Origin of the sequence: Serratia sp. CY27727, assembly GCF_052169275.1 — a bacterium.
Taxonomy (GTDB): domain Bacteria; phylum Pseudomonadota; class Gammaproteobacteria; order Enterobacterales; family Enterobacteriaceae; genus Serratia; species Serratia sarumanii.
The window spans coordinates 895,254-919,326 of the sequence record NZ_JBJNLB010000002.1; the positions used below are offsets into that span (position 1 = coordinate 895,254).

A 24,073-nucleotide genomic window follows, 5' to 3' on the forward strand; every position below is an offset into this window, starting at 1 on the left:
GTTTCGCCGCCGCTCGGAGAAGGCGCCGCTGGCGCCCGGGAGGGTTAGTGGACGAGAAACTGTGACAGGGTAACTAATTGTGCGCCGGCGCGCGCCATGTCCTGCAGCGCCCGCTCGCTGTCGTCCGGCTGCAGATTCACGCCGCGGCAGCCGTCGACGATCACCTGCGTTGGATAGCCGGCAGCCAGCGCATCCAGCACGCTGAACTTCACGCAGTAGTCGGTCGCCAGGCCCATGATTGCCAGCCGCCGGACGCCCTGCGATTGCAGCCAGCCGTGCAGTTCGGTCTGCGCTCGGTGGCCGTTATCGAAGAATGCGCTGTAGCTGTCGATATCGGTATCCTGCCCTTTGCGAAAAACGGCATTGATATGTTGCCGCTGTAACTGGGGGTGAAAATCGGAGCCGTGGCTCCCTTGCACGCAGTGCACCGGCCACCACACCTGCGGCAGGCCTTCCAGCTCGCCGAGGGTGCCGACCTGCGCATGGGAGTTCACCGCAAAACTGCGGTGATTAGCGGGATGCCAGTCCTGGCTGGCCACCACCGGCTCGCCACGCGCCAGACAGGCGGCGATCGCCTGATTGGCCACCGGGATGACGGCGTCGCCCGCCGTGACCGCCAGCGCGCCGCCGGGGCAGAAATCGTTTTGCAGATCGATCAACAACAGGGCCGTTTTCATCGCCGCTCCAGAGTTCAGTAGGTTAACCGTTGATGCTCAGTTCGCCGCGCAGGTCTTGCTGCATCAGGGCGCGGATTTGTTCCGGCGTCAGCGGCTGGCTCAGCAGGTAGTGCAGCTTGGTCAGGGCGGCTTCCACCGTCATGTCGAAACCGCTTATCACCCCGGCGTGCGCCAGCGCGTTGCCGGTGGCGTAGCCTTCCATATTGACGCGCCCGGAGATGCACTGCGTCAGGTTCACCACCACGATGCCGCGTTCTGAGGCCGCGCGCAACTCGTCGATCAGCTCGGCCTTCTGCGGCGCGTTGCCGACGCCGTAGGAACGCAGGATCAGCGCTTTGACCGGCTGCAGCAGGAAGTTGCGCACCACCGCGCCGGAAATGCCCGGATAGATAGTGACCACGCCGATCGGCTGCGGCGTAATGTCGTGCACCCGCAGCGCGCCGTTGCATGGCGGGCTGTCGATGCCTTGCTGGCGGCGAATGTGAATACCGGCTTCCAGCAGCGGCGGCAGATTCGGGGAGGCGAAGGCGTCGAAGCCGTCGGCGTGCGCTTTGGTGGTGCGGTTGCCGCGGAACAGCTTGTTGTTGAAGAACAGGCTGACTTCATTCACCGGATGGTTGGCCGCCAGATACAGCGCGTTGAGCAGGTTGGTCTGGCCATCGGAACGCAGCTCCGCCAGCGGAATCTGCGAGCCGGTGACGATCACCGGTTTAGCCAGGTTTTCCAGCATGAAAGAGAGTGCCGACGCGGTGAACGCCATGGTGTCGGTGCCGTGCAGGATCACGAAGCCGTCGTAGCGATCGTAGTTCTGCTTGATGTCATCGGCGATGTGCTGCCAGTCTTCCGGCGTCATATCCGAAGAGTCAATCAATGGCGCATATTCATGAATGGTGAAATCCGGCATTTCCGGGCGATGGAATTCGGGCATCAGTGCCAGCTGGCGCTGCAGGTGGCCGGAAACCGGGATATAGCCGTGATCGGAACGCTGCATGCCGATGGTGCCGCCGGTGTAGGCGACGTAAATGGATTTCTTTTGCATGGTCATGATTTTAACAAAGATAAGATGGGCTGAATTATAGGGGCATGGCGGCAGAAAAAAAGCCCGGCGATGGCCGGGCTGCAGAATTATTTGTTAGCGGACTTCTCCGCAGGTGAGACAGATCGCATAACGGTTTTGCGGATCGTTCAGGTTATTGAACAAGCCCGGCTGTTCTTTCACCGCGTTGGCGACCGAGGCCAGCGGAGCGGGCAGTATGGCCTGAATCGCCGCCGGCAGCATGGCGTGAACGGAAACGCCCAACTGGCTGAGCACCATATCGCTCAGGCTTGGGGTATCGACGAACCAGTTGAGCTGCCACTGCTGCAGCTTCGCCAGCTCGGCGGCTTTTTTCACCGCGTCGTCGAAATCGCCCAATTGATCGACCAGGCCGTTGGCCTTGGCGTCGCTGCCGAGCCAGACGTGGCCCTGGGCGATTTGGTCAACCTGCTGCGGGGTCATCTTGCGCGATTTGGCAACCAGATCGAGGAAGTTCTTATACCCGTTTTCGATGTTCAGCTGCATCATCTGCGAGAACTCCTGCGGCAACGCCTTGGTGACCGCAATGTCGGCCAGCGGCGAGGTCGCCACGCCGTCGGTGTGCACGCCCAGCGTATCCAGGGTTTTCTCGTAGGTGTTGATGATGCCGAAAATGCCGATGGAACCGGTCAGGGTACTCGGGCTGGCGATGATGTAGTCGGCCGGCGTCGAAACCCAGTAGCCGCCCGACGCGGCCATGCCGCCCATCGAAACCACCACCGGTTTGCCGGCGGCGCGCACGGCGGCCAGTTCGGAACGGATCACTTCGGATGCGCTGACGCTGCCGCCCGGGCTGTTGACGCGGAACACCACGGCCTTGATGGCCGGATCCAGGCGGGCCTGACGCAGTTCGGCGGCGGTGGTATCACCCCCGACGTTACCCGGCGTCTGCGGGCCGTCCATGATGGCGCCGTTGGCGAAGACTACGGCGATCTTGCCGCCCTGGTTGGCGTCCGGCTTCGGCTGGTAGTCGTAGATGCTGATGGCGTTGAAATCGTTCGCCTGTTTATCCCAGCCGAAGGTCTTGACCAGCTGATTTTCGATCGCGGTGCGCGAGGCCAGCTCGTCCACCAGCTTATTGTCCAGCGCATAGCGAGCGGTGTCGCCACCGGCCGCCTGCAGGCCGCTCAGCACGCCGGCGGCACCCGGGAACAGCTGCTGTGGCGTCAGCTGGCGGTTGGCCGCGACGGTTTCCAGATAGTTCTGCCACAGGCCGCCAATCCAGCGGCTGTCCGCTTCGCGCGCCGCCGGAGACATATCGTCGCGGATCAGTGGTTCGACCGCCGATTTATAGGTGCCGACGCGGAAGATATTGGTGGTGACCTTGAGCATGTCCAGCAACGACTTGTAATACAGGTTGTTGGTGGCGAAACCGTGCAGATCGACCGCGCCCTGCGGCGACAGATAGACCTTGTTGGCGTAGCTGGCCAGGAAGTATTGCGTCTGGTTGTAGCTGTCGCCGATGGCGAAGATCGGCTTGCCGCTGTCGCGGAACTCGCGCAGCGCCTTGCCGATATAGCGCAGCGACGGCTGATCGGCGCCGACGAAGTCATTCAGCTGCAACACCATGCCGGTAATGTTTTTATCGTCTTTGGCCTTGCGGATGCTATCGACCACGTCGAACAGCGAGTTTTCCTGCAGACGGCTGCTGGAGGCGCCCAACAGCTCGCGGCCCCATTGCCGCACCCGGTTGTTTACCGAGGGCTGATCGACCACCACGCCGCTTAAATCGACCAGCAGCGCGCCGCGCGCCGGGGCCGTCGTGGTGGAGGAACTTTGGAAGGACAGATAGATGCCAACCCCAACCAGGATCAGCAAGACCAGGAACAGGTTAAGGATCAGTTCCCTGATAAAATTCAGCAGACGCCATGTCCACCGGAAAATGCCGGCAATAATTTGCCACAATGTGCGCATGTGCTCTCCAACAAGAGTCGAGAATGTTCCGCTATCCTAATGAGCGGCCGGGGAAATGTCAGCTTTAAATCGTGGCACACAGACGCTATCGCCGAGGCTGTAACTCGTCGTTTAGCTATGTTAACGTGGCCGGAATGAAAATTGTTATCAGGAGTTTACGATGGATGCTCTGGATCTTTTATTGAATCGCCGCTCGGCTTCGCGCCTGGCGGAACCGGCGCCGGCGGGGGAAGTGCGCCAAAATATCATCAACGCGGGCCTGCGTGCGCCCGATCACGGCGCGCTGCAGCCGTGGCGTTTCGTGATGATCGAAAATCAGGGTCTGGAGCGCTTCAGCCAGCTGCTGCAGGCGGCGGCGAAACAGGATCAACTGGACGAAGCGGCGATCGAAAAGGCCACCAAGGCGCCGTTCCGCGCGCCGCTGATCATCACCGTCATTGCGCACTGCACTGAAGAGACCAAGGTGCCGCGCTGGGAGCAGGTGGTTTCCGCCGGTTGCGCGGTGCAGGCGATGCAGATGGCGGCGCTGGCGCAGGGCTTTAACGGCATCTGGCGCACCGGCGCCTGGACCGAGCATGCGCTGGTGCGCGAAGCCTTCGGCTGCCGCGAGCAGGACGAGATCGTCGGTTTCCTCTATCTGGGCACGCCGCAGCTGAAGGCCGCCACCAAGGTGACCCCGCCGGACAGCACGCCTTTCGTCAGCTATTTCTGAGTTTTCTCCCGCGGGGCGCGGCGAAAATGCGCCAAACCCCGCAAAATCGCATGGTTTCTGAGCAGGCCGTTCGCTTATCGCTGGCGCGCTCTTATCAATCCCTTCGGCAAGCGCTACCCTATGTTATCTTGAGTGCCGTTACCGAAGGGAGTGGACTATGACATCGCCAGCGATCCGTTTAACCCAGTACAGCCATGGCGCTGGCTGCGGCTGCAAAATCTCACCGAAAGTTCTCGAAACCATCTTGCACAGCGAGCGGGAAAAGTTTGTCGATCCGCGCCTGTTGGTCGGCAATGAAACCCGCGACGACGCGGCGGTGTACGACATCGGCAACGGCGTCGGCATCATCAGCACCACCGACTTTTTCATGCCGATCGTCGACGATCCGTTCGATTTCGGCCGCATTGCGGCCGCCAACGCCATCAGCGACGTGTATGCGATGGGCGGCAAACCGATCATGGCGATCGCCATTCTCGGCTGGCCGATCGCCAAACTGCCGCCGGAGGTGGCGCAGCAGGTGATCGACGGCGGCCGTTTCGCCTGCCAGCAGGCGGGGATCGCGCTGGCCGGCGGCCATTCCATCGATGCGCCGGAACCTATTTTCGGCTTGGCGGTCACCGGCGTGGTCAATACCGAGCGGGTGAAGAAAAACAGCGCGGCACAGGCCGGGGCGAAACTCTATCTGACCAAGCCACTGGGCATCGGCGTGCTCACGACCGCCGAGAAACAAAGCAAACTGCGCCCTGAGCATCAGGGCCTGGCGACCGAAGTGATGTGCCGCCTGAACAAGCCGGGCGCCGATTTTGCCGAGGTGGCGGGCGTCACGGCGATGACCGATATCACCGGTTTTGGCCTGCTGGGCCACCTGAGCGAGGTGTGCCAGGGCTCCGGTCTGCAGGCGACGGTCTGGTTCGATCGGGTGCCGAAGCTGCCGGACGTCGAAGCGTATATCGCCGAAGGTTGTGTGCCGGGCGGCACCGGGCGCAACTTCGACAGCTATGGCCATCTGGTGGGCGAGATGAGCGATTTGCAGCGCCAGCTGCTGTGCGATCCGCAAACCTCCGGCGGCTTGCTGTTGGCGGTATTGCCAGAGGCGGAAGCGCAGGTGCTGGCGATTGCCGGGCAGCACGGTATCACCCTCAACGCCATCGGTGAGCTGCATGTGGCATCGGCCGGTAAGCCGCTGATCGAGGTCGTGTAGTGTCCAACATCCAAGGAAGGCCGGACAGCGACGATTACCCACGCATTTTCCTGCAGGACGTGCCGCTGATTGACGTGCGCGCACCGATCGAATTTCAGCAGGGCGCCTTCGCACAGGCGGTGAATTTACCGCTGATGATCGACAGCGAACGCCAGGCGGTCGGCACCTGCTATAAGCAGCATGGGCAGCAGGCGGCGATCGCGCTCGGCCACAGCCTGGTGAACGGCAAACTGCGCGAACAGCGCACCGCCGCCTGGCTGGCGGCCTGCTCAGCGCGGCCCGAAGGCTATATTTACTGCTTCCGCGGCGGGCTGCGCTCGCAGCTGGTGCAGCAATGGCTGCACGAGGCCGGCGTGGATTATCCGCGTATCACTGGCGGTTATAAAGCGCTGCGCAATTATCTGCTCGGTGTACTGACGCAAAGCGCGCAATTGCCGATGGCCCTGGTGGGCGGTAATACCGGCAGCGGCAAGACGCTGCTGGTCAACGAACTGGCCGACGGCGTCGATCTGGAAGGCGCGGCGCGCCATCGCGGTTCATCTTTTGGCCGAACGCTGGCGGGGCAGAGCTCGCAGATAGATTTTGAGAATCGTCTGGCTGTGTTATTGCTGAAAAAACAGCATGGTGGCAGCCGCCGTTGGGTGCTGGAAGACGAAGGGCGGATCATCGGCAGCAACAATCTGCCGTTGCCGTTGTTCAACGGCATGCAGCAGGCGCCGGTGGCGGTGATCGACGATCCGTTCGATATTCGTCTGGCGCGCCTGCAGGCCGAATATATCGACGGTATGCGCGAACAGTTCGAACAGGCCTATGGCATGGAAGAGGGCTGGCGGCAGTACGCCGACTATTTGCATCATGGCCTGTTCGCCATTCGCCGCCGTTTGGGCCTGGAGCGCTTCCAGCAGTTGACGCAGCGGCTGGAGGCGGCGCTGCGGGCGCAGCGCCTCAGCGGCCAGGGCGACGCGCACCGCGAGTGGTTGGCGCCTCTGTTGCAGCAGTACTACGATCCGATGTACTGCTATCAGCTGGAAAAGAAAGCCCAGCGGATCGTCTTCCGCGGGAACTATGCAGAAGTAAGAGAATTCTTGATGACGTTCAGCCAGAAAAACGGTGATTAATGCGACTGTTCATAGCCGAGAAACCGAGTTTGGCGCGCGCCATTGCCGACGTCTTGCCCAAGCCGCATCGCCGCGGCGACGGCTATATCGCCTGTGGCAACAACGACGTGGTGACCTGGTGCGTCGGCCATCTGTTGGAGCAGGCCCAGCCTGACGCCTATGACAGCCGCTATGCGCGCTGGTCGTTGGCGGATCTGCCAATCATCCCCGAAAAATGGCGCTTACAGCCACGCCCTTCGGTCAGCAAACAGCTCAACGCCATTAAAAAGCTGCTGCACGAAGCCGATGAAGTGGTTCACGCCGGTGACCCGGATCGCGAGGGGCAACTGCTGGTGGATGAGGTGCTGGACTACCTGGATTTGACGGCGGAGAAGCGCCAGAACGTGCGCCGCTGTCTGATCAACGATCTCAATCCACAGGCGGTGGAGCGTGCTGTCGAGCGTCTGCGCGACAACCGTGATTTCATTCCGTTGTGCGTGTCTGCGCTGGCGCGTTCGCGCGCCGACTGGCTGTACGGCATCAATATGACCCGCGCCTACACGCTGCTGGGCCGCAACGCCGGTTACGACGGCGTGCTGTCGGTGGGCAGGGTGCAGACCCCGGTGCTCGGATTGGTAGTGCGCCGCGATGAAGAGATCGAAAACTTCGTGCCAAAAGACTTCTTTGAGGTCAAGGCGCACATCGTCACGCCGAAAGAAGAGCGCTTCGTGGCGCTGTGGCAACCCAGCGAGTCCTGCGAACCTTATCAGGACGAAGAGGGGCGTTTGCTGCACCGGCCGTTGGCGGAGCACGTGGTCAAGCGCATCGAGGGGCAGCCTGCCCTGGTCACGTCCTATAATGATAAACGGGAATCAGATACCGCGCCGCTGCCGTTCTCGCTCTCTACGCTGCAAATCGAGGCGGCCCGGCGCTATAACCTCAGCGCGCAACAGGTGCTGGACGTTTGCCAGCGGCTGTACGAAACCCACAAATTGATCACCTATCCGCGTTCCGACTGCCGCTATCTGCCGGAAGAACATTTCGCTGGCCGCCACGCGGTGCTGAACGCCATTAGCGTGCACCAGCCTGAGCTGTATCCGCAGCCGGTGATCGACAGCGATCGCCGCAACCGCTGCTGGGACGATAAAAAGGTCGATGCGCACCACGCCATTATTCCCACCGCCCGCGCCGGCAAGGTGAATCTGACGCAGGATGAACGGAATGTGTATGGGCTGGTGGCGCGCCAGTACTTGATGCAGTTCTGTCCGGATGCGGTGTTCCGCAAATGCGTGATCGAGTTGGATATTGCCGGCGGCAAATTCATCGCCAAGGCGCGTTTCCTGGCGGAGGCCGGTTGGCGTACGCTGCTGGGCAGCAAGGAGCGCGACGAGGAAAACGAAGGCGCGCCGCTGCCGGTGGTGGCCAAAGGCGATGAGCTGCTGTGCGAGCGCGGTGAAGTGGTGGAGCGCCAGACGCAGCCGCCGCGGCCGTTTACCGACGCCAGCCTATTGTCGGCCATGACCGGCATCGCGCGTTTCGTACAAGATAAAGCGTTAAAGAAAATCCTGCGGGCGACCGATGGTTTAGGTACGGAAGCGACGCGAGCGGGGATCATCGAATTGCTGTTCAAACGGGCGTTTCTGTACAAGAAGGGGCGCTATATTCACTCCAGCGAAACCGGGCGCGCGTTGATTCACTCGCTGCCGGATCTTGCTGCGCGTCCTGATATGACGGCCAACTGGGAAGCCACGCTGACGCAAATCAGCGAGAAATCCTGCCGCTATCAGGACTTTATGCAGCCGTTGGTCGGCACGCTGCAAGAGCTGATTTATCAGGCCAAGCAGAGCCGGGCGAGCATGGCGTTTCGTGGGTTGCCGCCGCCGCCTTCCAGCGGGGGCAAAAAACGCAGGAAAAGCGCCGGCAAGGCGCAGGAGAAGAGTGAATGAAGCATGGACTCAGTGGGGTTTTAGCCGCCGCTGTCTTGGCGTTTTCCGGCCTGGCCGCCGCCAATCGCGGCGATGTGGACGTGGTGTTGCCGGTTTCGCCGGAGATTTGGGGCACGGCCAAAAGCGGCGTCAATCCGCCGCCGGCGCAGCCCTGCAACCGCTGTTGTGTCTACCAGAACCAGAATTATTCCGAAGGGGCGGTGCTCAAAGTCGAAGGGGAAGTGCTGCAGTGCGTGCGTGAGCCTAACACCATCGGCACCAACCCCTTGATTTGGGTGCGATTGAAGAAGTGACGATGTAACCTATCGCCGCGCTCAGCGCGCATCGCCTTGCGCGGCGATATAGTCCGCCAGCAGTGGAACGTCGGCGGGCGCCAGGGCGTATTCCTGCGCCTGTTGCGGCGTGACCCAGACCAGCGCCGAGTGGCAATGCAGCTGCAATTCACCGGAGAACGCCGCGACTCGCCAGGCGTGCAGCCGGATGATGCGTTCGCCTTGCTGCCACTGATTGCTGCCCACATAGTCGCCGATACGGGCGCAGATCCCCAACTCCTCATCCAGCTCGCGCGCCAGCGCTTCTGGCTGGCTTTCGCCGGCTTCAACTTTGCCGCCGGGAAACTCCCACAGACCGGCTTGATCGCTGCCTGCGCCGCGCTGAGCCAGCAAAATGCGGCCATTTTGTTCCAGAATGGCGGCTACCACGTCGATAATTTTCATTGGCTTCACAGAGTAAAACCCCGGCGAGCGCCGGGGTGATAGGATTACAGCGTAAATTCCGCCCAGACCGGCGCATGGTCGGAAGGTTTTTCCATACCGCGGGTTTGGTAATCGATGCCGGTGGCGATGCAGCGCGAAGCCAGCGGGGTGCTGGCCAGCAGCAGATCGATACGCAGGCCGCGGTTGTCGTCGAACCCTTTGGAGCGGTAGTCGAACCACGAGAATTCGTCGCTGCGCCCCGGGTTGGCGTGGCGGTAGGTGTCCACCAGCCCCCAGTTCAGCAGGCGCTCCATCCATTCGCGCTCTTCCGGCAGGAAGGAACACTTGCCGGTGCGCAGCCAGCGTTTGCGGCTGTCTTCGCCGATGCCAATGTCATAATCGCTTGGGCTGATGTTCATGTCACCCATGATCAACACTGGGGATTCCGCCGACAGCTGCTGCTCCAGGTAGTTTTGCAGATCCTGATAAAAGCGTGTTTTAGCCGGGAATTTGATCGGATGGTCGCGGCTTTCACCTTGCGGGAAGTAGCCGTTGATCACCGTCAGCGTGCCCTGCGGCGTAGCCAGATCGGCCATGATGATGCGACGCTGTGCGTCTTCTTCGTCGGTCGGGAAACCGCGGCGCACGGCCAGGGGCTCCGCTTTGGTCAGCAGCGCTACGCCGTAATGGCCTTTTTGCCCGTGATAGAACACGTGATAGCCGTGCTGGCTGACGTCTTCCAGCGGGAACATGTCGTCGTGAACTTTCGTTTCTTGCAGGCCGATCACGTCGGGCTGGTGCTGTTCGATAATTGCCGCCAGCTGATGCGGACGCGCGCGCAGTCCATTGATATTAAAAGAGACAAACTTCATGAGCGGTGCCGTTTTCACGAGAAAAATGTGCTGTGATAGTAGCAGAGTTTGGCGGGAAATGTAACGCAGACAGCGGCGGGACCGCTGGCTGCGCAGCGGCTTTATTTCGCCCAGCGGTCGTAATTTTTGGGTTGATAGTCGTCAAACTGTTGCAGCAGCGTTTGCGCCGATTCACTGATGTGCAGGGTGCCGAGGTAGTCGTGGCGCATAAAGCCCTGATCGGCGACGTGCTCGAGGAACTGGCTCAGCGGGCGGTAGAAGCCGTTGACGTTGAGCAGGCCGACCGGTTTGTTGTGATAGCCGATTTGCCCCCAGGTCCAGATTTCAAACAGCTCTTCCAGCGTGCCGATGCCGCCGGGCAGGGCGATAAAACTGTCCGCCAGCGCCGCCATACGGGCTTTGCGCGTGTGCATATCCGGCACCACTTCCAATTCAGTCAGGCCGCGATGCGCGGTTTCTGCTTCAACCAGGCGCTCGGGGATAATGCCGACAGCTTCACCGCCCGCCGCCAACACCGCGTCCGCCACGATCCCCATCAATCCTTTTTTGCCGCCGCCGTAGATTAAACGGCGCCCCTGTGCGGCCAGCAACTGCCCCAGTTGACGAGCCTGCTCGGCATAAGCGGGATTGACGCCTTCGCTGGCGCCACAAAAAACGCAAATATTGTTTCGCATCCACCTGTTCCTTACTGCGCAAAAGAAGCCAGTGGTATAGCGAATTGTCGGTCTTAGTTCAAGTTACGGTTGGGAGGCGGAGATAAAACGCCGGATGAGAGCGCCGTTCGACGGTGTGAGTTTTCCCGAAGCGCGAGTGATAGATGCGATGTGCTTTGATGAGGTTTGGGGGATTTTATAAAAGATGGTGGTGGGGGAAGGATGATTCGTCGCTGCGCGACTCACCCTGCGGGCCGCGCTGAAGCGCGTTGTCTCACTGCGTGAGACTCGAACCTTGTCGAAGCTTCTCATCCTTCCCCAGTGCGGAGCATTATGGGTGTGATGTGCTTTAAGTTTATTTGGGGTTTTCTATAAAGAGATGGTGGTGGGGGAAGGATAATTCGTCGCTGCGCGACTCACCCTGCGGGCCGCGCTGAAGCGCGTTGTCTCACTGCGTGAGACTCGAACCTTATCGAAGCTTCTCATCCTTCCCCAGTGCGGAGCATTGTGGGTGCGATGTGCTTTAAGTTTATTTGGGGTTTTCTATAAAGAGATGGTGGTGGGGGAAGGATTCGAACCTTCGAAGTCTGTGACGGCAGATTTACAGTCTGCTCCCTTTGGCCGCTCGGGAACCCCACCATGGTATTCATGGATTTACAAATTGTCGTTCCAGTTTTATCTGGAAGAAACCTGGCCGGTTTCTTTACTGCGTCTTCGCTCCTGGCGGAGAGAAGATGGTGGTGGGGGAAGGATTATTCGTCACTTCGTTCCTCACCCTTCGGGCCGCGCTAAAGCACGTTATCCTTCCCTTTCTGATTCGCTTTAACCCAATGCGTATCAGCAACGAAAAGATGGTGGTGGGGGAAGGATTCGAACCTTCGAAGTCAGTGACGGCAGATTTACAGTCTGCTCCCTTTGGCCGCTCGGGAACCCCACCATATACATGGCTATTTAACTGGCCTTGCTTGCGAGAGCGCTGTCTCGGTAAGCGGGGCGCATCATATCAAATGAAGCGGATGTGTAAAGCATTGAAATGCAGAAAATGAATCGTTTGCCGTTTTTTTATTCTTGGCGGTGCATCCCTGAACGAAATGCACCGATTTATTGAGCGATTAAAGAATAACGGTGCGGTTGCCGTAGACGAAGACGCGCTGCGCCAGCACCTGATACAGCGCGCGGCTAAGCACGTTTTTCTCCACGTCGCGGCCGGCGCGCATCATATCCTCGGCGGAATAGGTGTGATCGACGTGGATCACGTCTTGCATGATGATTGGGCCTTCGTCGAGATTGTCGTTAACGTAGTGGGCGGTGGCGCCGATGATTTTTACCCCGCGCTCATAGGCCTGGTGATAAGGGCGCGCGCCGATAAACGCCGGCAGGAACGAATGGTGAATGTTGATCACCTGATTCGGATAATGTTGCACGAAGGCCGGGGTCAGCACGCGCATATATTTGGCAAGCACCACGTAATCCGGCTGATATTGATCAATCTTGGCCGTCATTTCGCGGTCATGCTGTTCACGCGTCAGGCCTTCGTGGCTCACCAGATGGAAAGGAATATCGAAACGCTCCACCAGCGATTGCAGCGTGTCGTGGTTGCCGATCACGGCGGCGATTTCAACGTCGAGGCCGCCATAGGCGCTTTTCATCAACAGATCGCCCAGGCAGTGGGCCTCTTTGGTGACCAGCACCACGATGCGCCGGCGCCCGGTGCTGTGCAGCTCACGCAGTGAACCTTCCGGCAGCGCGCTGTCCAGATCGGCCAGCAGCGTGTTGTCGTTGAAAATGCCTTCCAGCTCGGTGCGCATGAAGAAACGCCCGGTGCGATGATCGACGAACTCATTATTCTGCACGATATTGAGTTCGTGCTTGTAACAGATGTTGGTGATCTTGGCGATCAGCCCTTTGGCGTCCGGGCAGATGGTGCGTAACACTTTCCGTTGTACATTTTGGTGTGGCATGGGTTTGAGGATCCTGTCTGATACTGAACGGCCTGTCTGCGCAGGCGTAAACGTGAAGCGCCGGCCGGCTAGCGCCCGCAGCACTTCTTGTATTTTTTCCCTGAGCCACAGGGACACATCGCATTTCTGCCGGGCTGGGGTTTGGTGCCATCGATATAATACCAACGTTGATCGCGACGAAGGAAGCGCGAGCGCTCATGCATCGCCTGTGGTTCGCCGCTTTCGCCATCGATAAAGCGGGCGATGAATTCGACGAAGCCTTCATCCGGCTCATGACCGGCTTTCTCTTCCACGATCGTCAGGCCTAACCATTCGGTATTTTTAAAGCTGTCGACGATTGCATTGCGCCACGCTTCGGCGCCGCAGTCGGGGTGCCAGGTGGCGATCAGATAGTCGACGTTATGACTCACGTAGGCGGTGAAGCGTGAACGCATCAGCTGACCGGGCGTGGGCGCCGGCTGATTGCCGCTGATAAAAGGGGCGCAGCACGCGTTATACGCCTGTCCGCTGCCGCATGGGCATGATTCGGGCAAAATAACTCCTGAGAACACGAGGCAGAAAATGAATTTAGCGCATATGTTACCTAACAACATTCGTCAGTGACAATCTACCCTGAAAGCAGAGAACACCTTTCACCGCGAGGATGGCGCTATGCGGCAAATCAAGATCGGACTGGCGCTGGGGGCGGGCTCGGCCAAAGGCTGGGCGCACATCGGCGTGATTAATGCGATAAAGAAACTGGGGATTGAGGTTGATATCGTGGCCGGTTGCTCCGTCGGCGCGTTGGTGGGGGCGGCGTTCGCCAGCCACCGTCTGCCGGCGATGGAGCAGTGGGTGCGATCGTTCAGCTATTGGGACGTGATTCGCCTGATGGATTTTTCCTGGCACCGTGGCGGCCTGTTGCGCGGCGAGCGGGTGTTTAACGCCGTCGGACAGTTGTTGAAGATCAATGATATCGCCGAATGTGCGCTGAAGTTCGGCGCCGTGACGACCAATCTCAGCACCGGGCGTGAGCTGTGGCTGACCGAAGGCGATATTCATCAGGCAATACGCGCCTCCTGCAGCATGCCTGGGCTGTTGGCACCGGTGTGGGCCGACGGCTATTGGCTGGTGGATGGCGCGGTGGTCAATCCGGTGCCGGTGTCGCTTTGCCGCGCCATGGGCGCCGATATCGTCATCGCGGTCGATCTGCAGCATGACGCGCACCTGATGCAGCAGGATCTGTTCTCGATACGTATCGAGGAAGAAAGCCCGGACGATGCGCCTGCGGCCACCTGGCGCGGGCGTCTGCGGGAGCGCATCGGCAGAATGCGGCAGCGCAAACCGGCGACGGCGCCCACGGCGATGGAGGTCATGGGCACCTCGATTCAAATGCTGGAAAATCGCCTGAAGCGCAACCGGATGGCGAGCGATCCGCCGGATGTGCTGATTCAACCTTTTTGCCCGCAAATCTCGACGCTGGATTTCCACCGCGCCAATGAAGCGATCGAAGCGGGATTGCTGGCGGTGGAAAAACAACTGGATCGGTTGTTGCCGTTGATAAAAAATAGATAATTCTCGGTTCTCGGTTGGCATTGCGCGGTCAGTCTGTTTCAGACGAGCATAAGTGACCTTTTTGAGCCACTATTACACTATGGAAAGGGACGAGGCTCGGCTGATGGCATTACCACTTACTCACAAGCGCATCTTGATCGTTGAGGACGAACAGGTTTTTCGTTCGGTGCTGGTCGGTTATTTGGCCTCGCTGGGCGCTGAAACCGGCGAGGCGACCAACGGTTTACAGGCGTTGAGTGCCGTCGATGACTTCAAGCCGGATCTGATCCTGTGCGATCTCGCGATGCCGGAAATGGGCGGTATCGAATTCGTTGAACACCTGCGTTTACAGGGGGTACAGATCCCGGTGCTGGTGATCTCGGCCACCGACAAGATGGCGGACATCGCCAAGGTGCTGCGGTTGGGCGTGCAGGATGTGCTGCTCAAGCCGCTGACCGATCTCAACCGCCTGCGTGAAGCGGTGCTGGCGTGCTTATACCCCAATATGTTCACCTCCCAGGCGATTGAAGAGGTTGAACTGTTTCAGGATTGGGACGCGCTGAGCAAAAATCCTTCCGAAGCCGTCAAACTGCTTAAACAATTGCAGCCGCCGGTACAGCAGACTATTGCGCATTGCCGGATCAACTATCGGCAGTTAACCACCGGCGAAAATCCCGGCCTGGTGCTGGATATCGCCGCCTTGTCAGAAAAGGATCTGGCATTCTATTGTCTGGACGTCACGCGCGCCGGCGATAATGGCGTATTGGCGGCTTTGCTGTTGCGCGCGTTATTTAATGGGCTGCTGCAAGATCATCTGGCTAATCAACAGCATCGTCTGCCGCAAATGTCGGCATTGTTAAAGCAGGTTAATCAATTATTGCGGCAGGGGAAATTAGACGGTCAATTCCCTCTGTTGTTGGGATATTATCACACCGAAAATAAAAACCTGATCCTGGTTTCCGCCGGGCTGCATGCCAACGTCAATACCGGTGACAATCAAATCCAGCTGAACAACGGCGTGCCGCTGGGGACGCTGGGAGCTACCTACATGAATCAGATCAGTCAGCGCTGTGCTGCCTGGCAGTGTCAGGTATGGGGCAGCGGTGGCCGATTGCGGCTGATGCTCAGCGCTGAATAACAGGCAGCGATCGGCGAGATCTTAAGCTATTCACTTATCGGTAATTAAACCGTTTATTTATTCTCCCGATTATCCGAACGGGTAATAGTCCTAAATGTTTTCTATTTGTGTTCCGGCTAATGCTCGGCGCGTATAAGCTGGTATACTCCGAAGGTTTTTTATATCGAGCCAAGCTCATAAAATGAGCGTCTTAGCTTTAAGAGAGGAAATAATGCCTGCTGTAAATCGCAAAGTCAGAAAAGCCGTGATCCCGGTTGCAGGCTTGGGTACGCGGATGTTGCCGGCCACCAAAGCCATTCCGAAAGAAATGCTGCCGCTGGTTGATAAACCGCTGATCCAATACGTCGTCAATGAGTGCATTGCGGCGGGGATTAACGAGATTGTGCTGGTCACCCACTCCTCCAAGAACTCGATCGAAAACCATTTTGATACCAGTTTCGAACTCGAAGCGATGCTGGAAAAACGCGTCAAGCGCCAATTGCTGGATGAAGTGCAGTCGATCTGCCCGAAAGGCGTTACCGTGATGCAGGTTCGTCAGGGCAATGCCAAAGGCCTGGGGCACGCAATTATGTGTGCCTACCCGATGGTGGGCGATGAGCCGGTCGCGGTGGTGCTTCCTGACGTGATCCTCGACGAATACAGCGCCGATCCGAAAAAAGACAACCTGCACGAAATGCTGCAGCGCTTCGAAACCACCGGCGTTAGCCAAATCATGGTTGAACCCGTGCCGCATAAGGATGTCGGAAACTACGGCGTAGCCGACTGCAAGGGCGTCGATTTGCAACCGGGCGAAAGCGCGCCGATGGTCAGCGTGGTCGAGAAGCCGTCGCCGGATAAAGCGCCTTCCAACCTGGCGATTGTCGGGCGTTACGTGTTGTCCGCCGATATTTGGCCGCTGTTGGCGAAAACGCCTCCAGGCGCCGGCGATGAAATTCAGCTGACTGACAGCATCGAAATGCTGATGCAGCAGGAAACGGTGGAAGCGTATCACCTGAAAGGCGTGAGCCATGACTGCGGTAACAAACTGGGTTACATGCAGGCTTTTGTAGAGTACGGCATGCGTCATGCCAGCCTGGGCAAAGAATTTTCTCAGTGGCTGCAACAGGTTGTTGCCGCTGACAAGGAGTAATTTGATCTTTCGTCTTAATTTGAAAAACTAGGATTTTCACATGAAAGTAACAGTTTTTGGTATTGGTTATGTGGGGCTGGTACAGGCCGCGGTGCTGGCTGAAGTTGGCCATGACGTTATGTGCATCGATGTTGATGAGCGAAAAGTCGAAAACCTGAAAAAAGGGAATATCCCGATTTTTGAGCCGGGCCTGGCGCCGCTGGTGCAGCAAAACTATGAGGCCGGGCGCCTGCATTTCACCACCGATGCCAAAGCGGGCGTGGCGCACGGGAATATCCAGTTTATCGCCGTCGGCACGCCGCCGGATGAGGACGGCTCCGCCGATCTGAAATATGTCACCGCGGTGGCACGCACCATCGCCGAGCACATGACCGATCGCAAAGTGGTGATCGACAAATCCACCGTGCCGGTCGGCACGGCGGACAAGGTGCGTCAGGTGATGGCGGAAACGCTGGCTAAGCGCGGCAGCAACGTGCCGTTCGACGTGGTGTCGAACCCTGAATTCCTGAAGGAAGGCGCTGCGGTGGCTGACTGCATGCGCCCTGAGCGCATCGTGATCGGTACCGATAATAAAGAGGTGATCGAACCTATTCGCGAGCTGTACGAGCCGTTTAACCGCAATCACGATCGTATGATCATGATGGATATCCGCAGCGCGGAGCTGACCAAATACGCCGCCAACTGCATGTTGGCGACCAAAATCAGCTTTATGAACGAAATGTCCAACCTGGCGGAAATGCTGGGCGCGGACATCGAGAAAGTGCGTCAGGGCATCGGTTCCGATTCACGCATCGGCTATCACTTCATCTACCCTGGCTGTGGCTACGGTGGCTCTTGCTTCCCGAAAGATGTGCAGGCCTTGATCCGCACGGCGGAGCAGATCGGTTACCAACCGAAGCTGTTGCAGGCGGTAGAGCAGGTCAACTACCAACAGAAAGACAAGCTGAGCAGCTTTATCAAAGACTATTTCGGCAGCGATTTGAAGGGCAAAACCTTCGCACTGTGGGGCCTGGCGTTCAAGCCGAATACCGATGACATGCGTGAAGCCTCCAGCCGCGTGCTGATGGAGCAACTGTGGGCTGCCGGCGCCACCGTTCAAGCCTACGATCCGGAAGCGATGAACGAAGTTCAGCGCATCTATGGCCAGCGTGACGATCTGAAACTGATGGGCACCAAAGAGGCTGCGTTGCACGGCGCCGATGCGCTGGTGATTTGCACCGAATGGCAGAATTTCCGCGCGCCGGACTTCGACGTGATCAAGGGGGCGTTGAAACAGCCGGTGATCTTCGATGGACGTAACCTGTACGATCCGGAGCGTTTGGCGAATCGTGGCTTTACCTACTATGCGATTGGCCGCGGCGCATCGATTAAACCGGTTATTTAAGGAGTGACCATGAAATTCCTGGTTACAGGCGCCGCAGGGTTTATTGGTTATCACGTTGCAGAGCGTTTGTTGACCGCCGGGCATCAGGTTGTCGGCATCGATAACCTGAATGACTATTATGACGTGGGCCTGAAAACGGCCCGTCTGGACAGACTGGCGGATAAGCCGGGATTCCGCTTTATCAGGCTGGATTTGGCCGATCGCGAAGGCATGGCGGCATTGTTTGCCGAGCATCAGTTTCAGCGCGTCATTCATTTGGGCGCGCAAGCCGGCGTGCGTTATTCGCTGGTCAACCCGTTGGCTTATGCGGACGCCAACCTGATCGGCCATTTGAACGTGCTGGAAGGCTGCCGGCATAATAAGGTCGAGCATTTACTTTACGCGTCCTCCAGCTCTGTTTATGGCCTCAATCGCAAGCTGCCGTTTGCTACCGAAGATTCTGTCGACCACCCTGTGTCACTGTATGCGGCAACCAAAAAAGCCAATGAGCTGATGTCACACAGCTACTCTCATTTATACGGTCTTCCGACGACGGGGCTGCGCTTCTTTACCGTATATGGTCCCTGGGGGCGTCCGGATATGGCGCTGTTCAAGTTTACCAAGGCCATATTGGCGGGGGAGAGCATCGATGTATATAACCACGGTGAAATGCACCGTGACTTTACTTACATTGATGATATCACCGAGGCGATTGTGCGGCTGCAGGCGGTTATTCCGCAGGCAGATCCGTCATGGACCGTTGAACAGGGATCGCCGGCGACCAGTTCCGCGCCGTATCATGTTTATAATATCGGCAATAACTCCCCCGTTAAACTGATGGAATATATCACGGCATTGGAGCAGGCTTTGGGGGTAACGGCCCGCAAGAATATGCTGCCGATGCAACCTGGCGACGTGATGGATACCAGCGCGGATACCGCAGAGCTTTATCGTGACATTGGTTTTAAGCCGGAAACCAGCGTTGAAGAGGGTGTGAAGCGCTTTGTTGATTGGTATAAGGCATTCTACCAGGTTCAATAATTGAACGAGGGTAAATGCGATAAAGGGGCCTTAGGGCCCTTTTTTTTCACTGGGATTTCGTGCAAGGAGGAAAATGCGAATTAGGATATTTACTAAAAGAAAAGGGATGAGGCGGGATCACGGCTATAAGCTTTAAAATGAAAAGGCCCCCCGCAGGGAGCCTTTCAGATACGGACTGAATCGCTATTACAGCAGGAAATCATCCAGAGATTTACCTTGCTCTTCGATAGCTTTCTTAATCACCGCAGGGGTACGGCCTTGGCCGGTCCAGGTTTTCAGTTCGCCGTTTTCGTCTTTATATTGGTATTTAGCAGGACGTGCTGCACGTTTTGCTTTGCCGGCAGCCTTGTTGGCAGCCATGGTTTGCAGCAGTTCATTCGGATCGATACCGTCAGCAATCAGCATTTCGCGGTATTGCTGCAGTTTACGGGTGCGTTCTTCGATTTCTGCTTGAGCCTGGCTGTCTTCTTCGCGACGTTCGTTCACAACAACTTCCAGTTTCTCGAGCATTTCTTCCAGCGTTTCCAGTGTGCATTCTCTTGCCTGGGCGCGCAGAGTGCGGATGTTGTTCAAAATCTTTAATGCTTCGCTCATTGTCCTAGTCTCAAATTATATTGGTGGGGGGCGTCTCGATAATAATAGAGTGCTATTTTCCTTTCTGCAATAGCCAAATTGACTTGAATACTCAAATTTACCTTTTAAAAAACCGTTAATCGGATCTGTCCGACTAATATAGGAAGGGCTGTTAACTATTACCCTCACCGCACTTAAGTCAAAATTTCAGCAGGCATGCTTTAAAATGCGCGTGGCGCAAGGCTTTCATCGATAAGTTATCGCTGTAATTTATATCAATATTACAATGGGTTCTGTGGGCTTAATCACGTCATGACGAGGCAGACATTGTAAACAATAGGGGTATCTGGGTAAAGATTGCGTCAGGAAACGTCGGGGGAGAACGAAGGTGATTAAATGCCCTGTATTGGCCTCACGTATAATAGGCAAGCACTCCGCCGCGGTCGCGGCGCCTGCCGAGGTGAAAGGGGGGATTATGCATTAATCGGCAAATGACCGGCTTAACCATTAGCAAGAATTAATAGTGATGACAGGCATACATTATCCTGTAAATAGCGGTAAAAAGAACGGGCCGACAGAAGGATATGTTTCGCTTGAAAGCGCATTATTACGGCGAACGCAATATTCGCTCGCTTTGGGCTGAGCCGGGGGGCGGGTTATGGTACACTCACCGTCCTAATCAACATTTGAATATTTCTTATACCATCGGAGTTGCGGGGCCATGGCTCAACTTTATTTTTATTACTCTGCGATGAATGCCGGCAAGTCCACCGCGCTGCTACAGTCTTCATATAACTATCAAGAACGTGGTATGCGCACGCTGGTGTTCACTGCGGAGATCGATCACCGCTTTGGGGTGGGCAAAGTCAGCTCGCGCATCGGTTTATCCTCGCAGGCCCAGCTCTATAACAACGACTCGATGCTGTACGCCATGATTCAGCAGGAGCATCAACAGCAGCCGGTGCATTGCGTGCTGCTGGATGAAAGCCAGTTTCTGACCAAGGCCCAGGTTGAGCAATTGTGCGATGTGGTGGACCAACTGGACATTCCCGTATTGTGCTACGGCCTGCGTACCGATTTTCTCGGTGAGCTGTTTATCGGCAGCCAATATTTGCTGGCCTGGGCTGATAAGCTGGTGGAATTGAAAACCATCTGCCACTGCGGGCGCAAAGCCAATATGGTGTTGCGGTTGGATGAAAACGGCCAGGCGATGCACGCCGGTGAGCAGGTGGTGATTGGCGGTAACGAGAGCTATGTCTCCGTCTGCCGCAAGCATTATAAAGAAGCGATTCACTCCCTGGAGTAGGGGAGAAAACGCCGCCAAAGCCCGCTGAAGCGTTTTGGTGACCTGAGTCGAAATGCAGCGCCTCGGGCGCAATAAAAAACCCGCCGTGTGGCGGGTTTTTTTATCGGTTCACGGAACCGTTATTTCTTGGGCTTCTTTACCGCGGTTTTGGCGGCAGCAGGAGCGGCAGCTTCCTCTTCTACCGCTTCGCTGAATTCGCGGCCGTAGAAGGTATCCAGCATGATTTGCTTCAGTTCGGCAATCAGCGGATAGCGCGGGTTGGCGCCGGTGCATTGGTCGTCGAACGCGTCTTCCGACAGCTTGTCGACTTTCGCCAGGAAGTCCGCCTCCTGCACACCCGCTTCACGGATGGAGGTTGGGATGCCCAACTCGGTTTTCAGCTCGTCCAGCCAGGCCAGCAGTTTCTCAATCTTCTGCGCGGTGCGGTCGCCCGGGGCGCTCAGGCCGAGGTGGTCGGCGATTTCAGCGTAGCGGCGGCGCGCCTGAGGGCGGTCGTACTGGCTGAAGGCCGTCTGCTTGGTCGGGTTATCGTTCGCATTGTAGCGAATAACGTTGGAAATCAGCATCGCGTTGGCCAGGCCGTGCGGAATGTGGAACTCCGAACCCAGCTTGTGCGCCATGGAGTGACAAACCCCAAGGAAGGCGTTGGCGAAAGCGATACCGGCGATGGTGGCGGCGTTGTGCACGCGTTCACGAGCAACCGGGTTTTTCGCGCCTTCTTTATAGCTGGCCGGCAGATACTCTTTCAACAGTTTCAGCGCCTGCAGCGCCTGGCCGTCGGAGTATTCGTTCGCCAGCACCGAGACGTAGGCTTCCAGCGCGTGGGTGACCGCATCCAGACCGCCGAAGGCACACAGGGATTTCGGCATGTTCATCACCAGGTTGGCGTCGACAATCGCCATGTCCGGGGTCAGCGCATAGTCGGCCAGCGGGTATTTCTGCCCGGTGGTGTCGTCGGTCACGACGGCGAATGGCGTGACTTCCGAACCGGTGCCTGAGGTGGTGGTGATAGCGATCATCTTCGCTTTCACGCCCATTTTCGGGAACTTGTAGATACGCTTGCGAATGTCCATGAAGCGCAGCGCCAGATCCTCGAAGTGGGTTTCAGGATGTTCGTACAGCACCCACATGATTTTCGCAGCGTCCATCGGCGAACCGCCGCCCAGCGCGATGATGACGTCCGGTTTGAAGGAGTTCATCTGCTCGGCACCTTTACGCACGATGCTCAGCGTCGGGTCGGCTTCCACTTCGAAGAACACTTCGGTTTCGATGCCGTGAGACTTCAGAACCTTGGTGATCTGGTCGGCATAGCCGTTGTTGAACAGGAAACGGTCGGTCACGATGAAGGCGCGTTTTGCCCCGTCGGTCGCCACTTCTTCCAGCGCGATAGGCAGCGAGCCACGGCGGAAGTAGATCGATTTCGGAAGTTTATGCCACAACATGTTTTCTGCTCGCTTCGCTACAGTTTTCTTGTTGATCAGGTGTTTAGGTCCGACGTTTTCAGAGATGGAGTTACCACCCCAGGAGCCGCAACCCAGCGTCAGCGAAGGCGCGAGTTTGAAGTTATACAGGTCGCCGATACCGCCCTGAGAAGCCGGGGTGTTGATCAGGATGCGAGCCGTTTTCATTTTATCGCCGAAGTAGGCGATGCGAGCCGTTTGGTTATCCTGGTCGGTGTACAGGCAGGAAGTGTGGCCGATACCGCCCATGGCGACCAGTTTTTCGGCTTTGGCGACGGCGTCTTCGAAGTCTTTGGCCCGGTACATCGCCAGCGTCGGCGACAGTTTTTCATGGGCGAAAGGTTCGGACTCGTCGACCAGCTTCACTTCGCCGATCAGCACTTTGGTGTTGGCCGGCACTTTGATGCCTGCCATCTCGGCGATTTTCGGTGCGGATTGCCCGACGATGGCCGCGTTCAGACCGCCGTTTTTCAGGATGATGTCCTGCACCGCTTTCAGTTCTTTACCCTGCAGCAGATAGCCGCCGTGGGAAGCGAAGCGTTCGCGTACCGCATCATAAATAGAGTCGACGACGATGACCGACTGTTCGGAAGCGCAGATAACGCCGCTGTCGAAGGTTTTGGACATCAGGATAGACGCGACCACGCGCTTGATGTCTGCGGTTTCGTCTACCACCACCGGCGTATTACCGGCGCCGACGCCGATGGCCGGTTTGCCGGAGCTGTAGGCGGCTTTCACCATGCCCGGGCCACCGGTGGCCAGGATCAGGTTGATGTCCGGGTGGTGCATCAGCTGGTTGGACAGTTCGACGGTCGGTTGGTCGATCCAACCGATGATGTCTTTCGGCGCGCCGGCGGCGATAGCGGCTTGCAGCACGATATCGGCGGCTTTGTTGGTGGCATTTTTCGCACGCGGGTGCGGCGAGAAGATGATGCCGTTACGGGTTTTCAGGCTGATCAGCGCTTTGAAGATCGCGGTAGAAGTTGGGTTGGTGGTAGGGACGATACCGCAAATCAGGCCGATAGGCTCGGCGATGGTGATGGTACCGAAGGTGTCATCTTCAGACAGGATGCCACAGGTTTTTTCATCTTTATAGGCGTTGTAGATGTACTCGGAAGCGAAGTGGTTTTTGATCACTTTGTCTTCGACGATACCCATTCCGGATTCTTCCACGGCCATTTTGGCCAACGGGATACGGGCATCAGCAGCGGCGAGGGCGGCAGCGCGGAAAATTTTATCCACTTGCTCTTGAGTGAAGTTGGCATATTCGCGCTGGGCTTTTTTGACACGTGCGACAAGCTCGTTCAGTTCAGCGACATTCGTTACAGCCATAATGCTCTCCTGATAATGTTAAACTCTTTCAGTAAATAAGCCGTGCGAGCCACTAGTATAGTCATAACGGGAATAAACGGTGATTTGAATACCGGGGCTTTCCCGCGTTATTTCTTCGCATGCTGCTGATTTGCTTAAAGAGCTTCACCCTACGCCAACCGGAGGGGCAGGCAGTGAGGAGAAGGGAACCGGCTGGGTTGCCGCCGACTTTGTTCTACTCCCTGACTACGACTAAGAGCTTACCTACTGTTGGGTAGTCGATTTGTGATCTAAATCATGAAAAGTGCAAGCTGACACCTTTCAGCTTGCCGGTGTTGGGAATCATTCTTGATAACTGTGAGCGATGACTCTTTTTTCAACATAAAAAATCAAAAGGCCATACATCACTTTAACAA

At 57.4% G+C, this 24,073-nt stretch carries 21 protein-coding genes, 2 tRNA genes and 2 other RNA genes; 11 read left to right on the forward strand and 14 right to left on the reverse strand.

Annotated elements, in window-relative coordinates; translation table 11 throughout:
• Window positions 1-44: 44 nt before the first annotated feature.
• The 3 genes from pncA to sppA all read right to left on the reverse strand — a co-directional run bounded on the left by pncA (window position 45) and on the right by sppA (window position 3,666).
• Window positions 45-677, reverse strand: a complete 633-nt coding sequence (gene pncA, locus ACJ8HB_RS09225; RefSeq protein ID WP_047567098.1) for a bifunctional nicotinamidase/pyrazinamidase — start codon at window positions 675-677, stop codon at window positions 45-47.
• A 22-nt stretch (window positions 678-699) separates the two neighbouring features.
• Window positions 700-1,716 (reverse strand): asparaginase, encoded by a 1,017-nt coding sequence (ansA, locus tag ACJ8HB_RS09230; protein ID WP_033638505.1) that lies wholly within the window; start codon window positions 1,714-1,716, stop codon window positions 700-702.
• A gap of 93 nt (window positions 1,717-1,809) precedes the next feature.
• Window positions 1,810-3,666: a signal peptide peptidase SppA gene (gene sppA, locus ACJ8HB_RS09235; protein ID WP_047567101.1), complete on the reverse strand. Its 1,857-nt coding sequence runs from the start codon at window positions 3,664-3,666 to the stop codon at window positions 1,810-1,812.
• A gap of 160 nt (window positions 3,667-3,826) precedes the next feature.
• On the opposite strand from sppA, the gene ACJ8HB_RS09240 reads away from it, so the two are divergent.
• From ACJ8HB_RS09240 to ACJ8HB_RS09260, 5 genes are all read left to right on the forward strand, one after another.
• Complete coding sequence (locus ACJ8HB_RS09240; RefSeq protein WP_004932204.1) at window positions 3,827-4,378, forward strand: NAD(P)H nitroreductase; 552 nt, start codon at window positions 3,827-3,829, stop codon at window positions 4,376-4,378.
• A 157-nt stretch (window positions 4,379-4,535) separates the two neighbouring features.
• The gene (gene selD, locus ACJ8HB_RS09245; RefSeq protein WP_047567103.1) at window positions 4,536-5,579 is read left to right on the forward strand and encodes a selenide, water dikinase SelD; all 1,044 of its coding nucleotides are present in this window, start codon (window positions 4,536-4,538) and stop codon (window positions 5,577-5,579) included.
• A complete protein-coding gene (gene mnmH / locus ACJ8HB_RS09250; RefSeq protein WP_047567105.1) occupies window positions 5,579-6,697 on the forward strand; it encodes a tRNA 2-selenouridine(34) synthase MnmH in 1,119 nt (372 codons plus the stop codon). The genes selD and mnmH overlap by 1 nt, the downstream gene beginning before the upstream one ends.
• Entirely contained in the window at window positions 6,697-8,622 is a 1,926-nt protein-coding gene (locus tag ACJ8HB_RS09255; protein WP_047567107.1) for a DNA topoisomerase III, read from the forward strand. The genes mnmH and ACJ8HB_RS09255 overlap by 1 nt, the downstream gene beginning before the upstream one ends.
• Entirely contained in the window at window positions 8,619-8,915 is a 297-nt protein-coding gene (locus ACJ8HB_RS09260) for a YnjH family protein (protein ID WP_041035422.1), read from the forward strand. The genes ACJ8HB_RS09255 and ACJ8HB_RS09260 overlap by 4 nt, the downstream gene beginning before the upstream one ends.
• Before the next feature lie 21 nt (window positions 8,916-8,936).
• Here the strand turns inward: ACJ8HB_RS09260 and ACJ8HB_RS09265 are convergent, their stop codons facing one another.
• The 9 genes from ACJ8HB_RS09265 to ACJ8HB_RS09305 form a co-directional block, all read right to left on the reverse strand.
• Entirely contained in the window at window positions 8,937-9,338 is a 402-nt protein-coding gene (locus tag ACJ8HB_RS09265) for a pyrimidine (deoxy)nucleoside triphosphate diphosphatase (protein WP_047567110.1), read from the reverse strand.
• A 44-nt stretch (window positions 9,339-9,382) separates the two neighbouring features.
• On the reverse strand, window positions 9,383-10,189 hold the full coding sequence (gene xthA / locus ACJ8HB_RS09270) for an exodeoxyribonuclease III (protein WP_047567113.1): 807 nt from the start codon (window positions 10,187-10,189) through the stop codon (window positions 9,383-9,385).
• Window positions 10,190-10,290: 101 nt separating this feature from the next.
• Complete coding sequence (locus ACJ8HB_RS09275) at window positions 10,291-10,863, reverse strand: TIGR00730 family Rossman fold protein (protein WP_004932190.1); 573 nt, start codon at window positions 10,861-10,863, stop codon at window positions 10,291-10,293.
• Window positions 10,864-11,048: 185 nt separating this feature from the next.
• Window positions 11,049-11,175: non-coding RNA, RtT sRNA (locus ACJ8HB_RS09280), on the reverse strand.
• 47 nt (window positions 11,176-11,222) lie between these two features.
• Window positions 11,223-11,349: non-coding RNA, RtT sRNA (locus tag ACJ8HB_RS09285), on the reverse strand.
• A gap of 47 nt (window positions 11,350-11,396) precedes the next feature.
• Window positions 11,397-11,481, reverse strand: a tRNA-Tyr gene (locus tag ACJ8HB_RS09290).
• A gap of 213 nt (window positions 11,482-11,694) precedes the next feature.
• Window positions 11,695-11,779: transfer RNA gene (locus ACJ8HB_RS09295), tRNA-Tyr, on the reverse strand.
• Between the two features lie 175 nt (window positions 11,780-11,954).
• On the reverse strand, window positions 11,955-12,803 hold the full coding sequence (gene purU / locus ACJ8HB_RS09300; RefSeq protein ID WP_016927485.1) for a formyltetrahydrofolate deformylase: 849 nt from the start codon (window positions 12,801-12,803) through the stop codon (window positions 11,955-11,957).
• A gap of 68 nt (window positions 12,804-12,871) precedes the next feature.
• A complete protein-coding gene (locus ACJ8HB_RS09305) occupies window positions 12,872-13,336 on the reverse strand; it encodes a YchJ family protein (protein ID WP_033634796.1) in 465 nt (154 codons plus the stop codon).
• Between the two features lie 118 nt (window positions 13,337-13,454).
• On the opposite strand from ACJ8HB_RS09305, the gene rssA reads away from it, so the two are divergent.
• The 5 genes from rssA (at window position 13,455) to ACJ8HB_RS09330 (ending at window position 19,007) form a co-directional block, all read left to right on the forward strand.
• Window positions 13,455-14,357, forward strand: a complete 903-nt coding sequence (gene rssA / locus ACJ8HB_RS09310; protein WP_033654364.1) for a patatin-like phospholipase RssA — start codon at window positions 13,455-13,457, stop codon at window positions 14,355-14,357.
• Window positions 14,358-14,460: 103 nt separating this feature from the next.
• Entirely contained in the window at window positions 14,461-15,474 is a 1,014-nt protein-coding gene (gene rssB / locus ACJ8HB_RS09315; RefSeq protein WP_043147565.1) for a two-component system response regulator RssB, read from the forward strand.
• Window positions 15,475-15,685: 211 nt separating this feature from the next.
• Window positions 15,686-16,603, forward strand: a complete 918-nt coding sequence (gene galU, locus ACJ8HB_RS09320) for a UTP--glucose-1-phosphate uridylyltransferase GalU (RefSeq protein WP_047567119.1) — start codon at window positions 15,686-15,688, stop codon at window positions 16,601-16,603.
• A 40-nt stretch (window positions 16,604-16,643) separates the two neighbouring features.
• Window positions 16,644-17,987, forward strand: a complete 1,344-nt coding sequence (locus tag ACJ8HB_RS09325) for a UDP-glucose dehydrogenase family protein (RefSeq protein ID WP_033634791.1) — start codon at window positions 16,644-16,646, stop codon at window positions 17,985-17,987.
• A 9-nt stretch (window positions 17,988-17,996) separates the two neighbouring features.
• Window positions 17,997-19,007, forward strand: coding sequence for an NAD-dependent epimerase (locus ACJ8HB_RS09330; RefSeq protein WP_047567121.1), 1,011 nt, complete (start codon window positions 17,997-17,999; stop codon window positions 19,005-19,007).
• A 186-nt stretch (window positions 19,008-19,193) separates the two neighbouring features.
• Here ACJ8HB_RS09330 and hns read toward each other — a convergent pair whose 3' ends face one another.
• Window positions 19,194-19,601, reverse strand: a complete 408-nt coding sequence (gene hns / locus ACJ8HB_RS09335) for a histone-like nucleoid-structuring protein H-NS (RefSeq protein WP_004932170.1) — start codon at window positions 19,599-19,601, stop codon at window positions 19,194-19,196.
• Window positions 19,602-20,301: 700 nt separating this feature from the next.
• Between hns and ACJ8HB_RS09340 the strand changes: the two genes are divergently transcribed.
• Window positions 20,302-20,886, forward strand: coding sequence for a thymidine kinase (locus ACJ8HB_RS09340; protein ID WP_033634789.1), 585 nt, complete (start codon window positions 20,302-20,304; stop codon window positions 20,884-20,886).
• Window positions 20,887-21,005: 119 nt separating this feature from the next.
• Here ACJ8HB_RS09340 and adhE read toward each other — a convergent pair whose 3' ends face one another.
• Window positions 21,006-23,678 (reverse strand): bifunctional acetaldehyde-CoA/alcohol dehydrogenase, encoded by a 2,673-nt coding sequence (adhE, locus tag ACJ8HB_RS09345; protein ID WP_038877249.1) that lies wholly within the window; start codon window positions 23,676-23,678, stop codon window positions 21,006-21,008.
• Window positions 23,679-24,073: the final 395 nt, after the last annotated feature.

What these genes read in the sequence shown, in the direction of transcription:
- ansA (WP_033638505.1), bottom strand. Translation starts at nt 1,716, where the DNA reads ATGCAAAAGAAATCCATTTACGTCGCCTACACCGGCGGCACCATCGGC.
- selD (WP_047567103.1), top strand. Translation starts at nt 4,536, where the DNA reads ATGACATCGCCAGCGATCCGTTTAACCCAGTACAGCCATGGCGCTGGC.
- pncA (WP_047567098.1), bottom strand. Translation starts at nt 677, where the DNA reads ATGAAAACGGCCCTGTTGTTGATCGATCTGCAAAACGATTTCTGCCCC.
- ACJ8HB_RS09255 (WP_047567107.1), top strand. Translation starts at nt 6,697, where the DNA reads ATGCGACTGTTCATAGCCGAGAAACCGAGTTTGGCGCGCGCCATTGCC.
- hns (WP_004932170.1), bottom strand. Translation starts at nt 19,601, where the DNA reads ATGAGCGAAGCATTAAAGATTTTGAACAACATCCGCACTCTGCGCGCC.
- galU (WP_047567119.1), top strand. Translation starts at nt 15,686, where the DNA reads ATGCCTGCTGTAAATCGCAAAGTCAGAAAAGCCGTGATCCCGGTTGCA.
- ACJ8HB_RS09275 (WP_004932190.1), bottom strand. Translation starts at nt 10,863, where the DNA reads ATGCGAAACAATATTTGCGTTTTTTGTGGCGCCAGCGAAGGCGTCAAT.
- adhE (WP_038877249.1), bottom strand. Translation starts at nt 23,678, where the DNA reads ATGGCTGTAACGAATGTCGCTGAACTGAACGAGCTTGTCGCACGTGTC.
- xthA (WP_047567113.1), bottom strand. Translation starts at nt 10,189, where the DNA reads ATGAAGTTTGTCTCTTTTAATATCAATGGACTGCGCGCGCGTCCGCAT.
- ACJ8HB_RS09325 (WP_033634791.1), top strand. Translation starts at nt 16,644, where the DNA reads ATGAAAGTAACAGTTTTTGGTATTGGTTATGTGGGGCTGGTACAGGCC.
- ACJ8HB_RS09260 (WP_041035422.1), top strand. Translation starts at nt 8,619, where the DNA reads ATGAAGCATGGACTCAGTGGGGTTTTAGCCGCCGCTGTCTTGGCGTTT.
- rssA (WP_033654364.1), top strand. Translation starts at nt 13,455, where the DNA reads ATGCGGCAAATCAAGATCGGACTGGCGCTGGGGGCGGGCTCGGCCAAA.
- ACJ8HB_RS09340 (WP_033634789.1), top strand. Translation starts at nt 20,302, where the DNA reads ATGGCTCAACTTTATTTTTATTACTCTGCGATGAATGCCGGCAAGTCC.
- ACJ8HB_RS09265 (WP_047567110.1), bottom strand. Translation starts at nt 9,338, where the DNA reads ATGAAAATTATCGACGTGGTAGCCGCCATTCTGGAACAAAATGGCCGC.
- purU (WP_016927485.1), bottom strand. Translation starts at nt 12,803, where the DNA reads ATGCCACACCAAAATGTACAACGGAAAGTGTTACGCACCATCTGCCCG.
- rssB (WP_043147565.1), top strand. Translation starts at nt 14,461, where the DNA reads ATGGCATTACCACTTACTCACAAGCGCATCTTGATCGTTGAGGACGAA.
- sppA (WP_047567101.1), bottom strand. Translation starts at nt 3,666, where the DNA reads ATGCGCACATTGTGGCAAATTATTGCCGGCATTTTCCGGTGGACATGG.
- ACJ8HB_RS09330 (WP_047567121.1), top strand. Translation starts at nt 17,997, where the DNA reads ATGAAATTCCTGGTTACAGGCGCCGCAGGGTTTATTGGTTATCACGTT.
- ACJ8HB_RS09240 (WP_004932204.1), top strand. Translation starts at nt 3,827, where the DNA reads ATGGATGCTCTGGATCTTTTATTGAATCGCCGCTCGGCTTCGCGCCTG.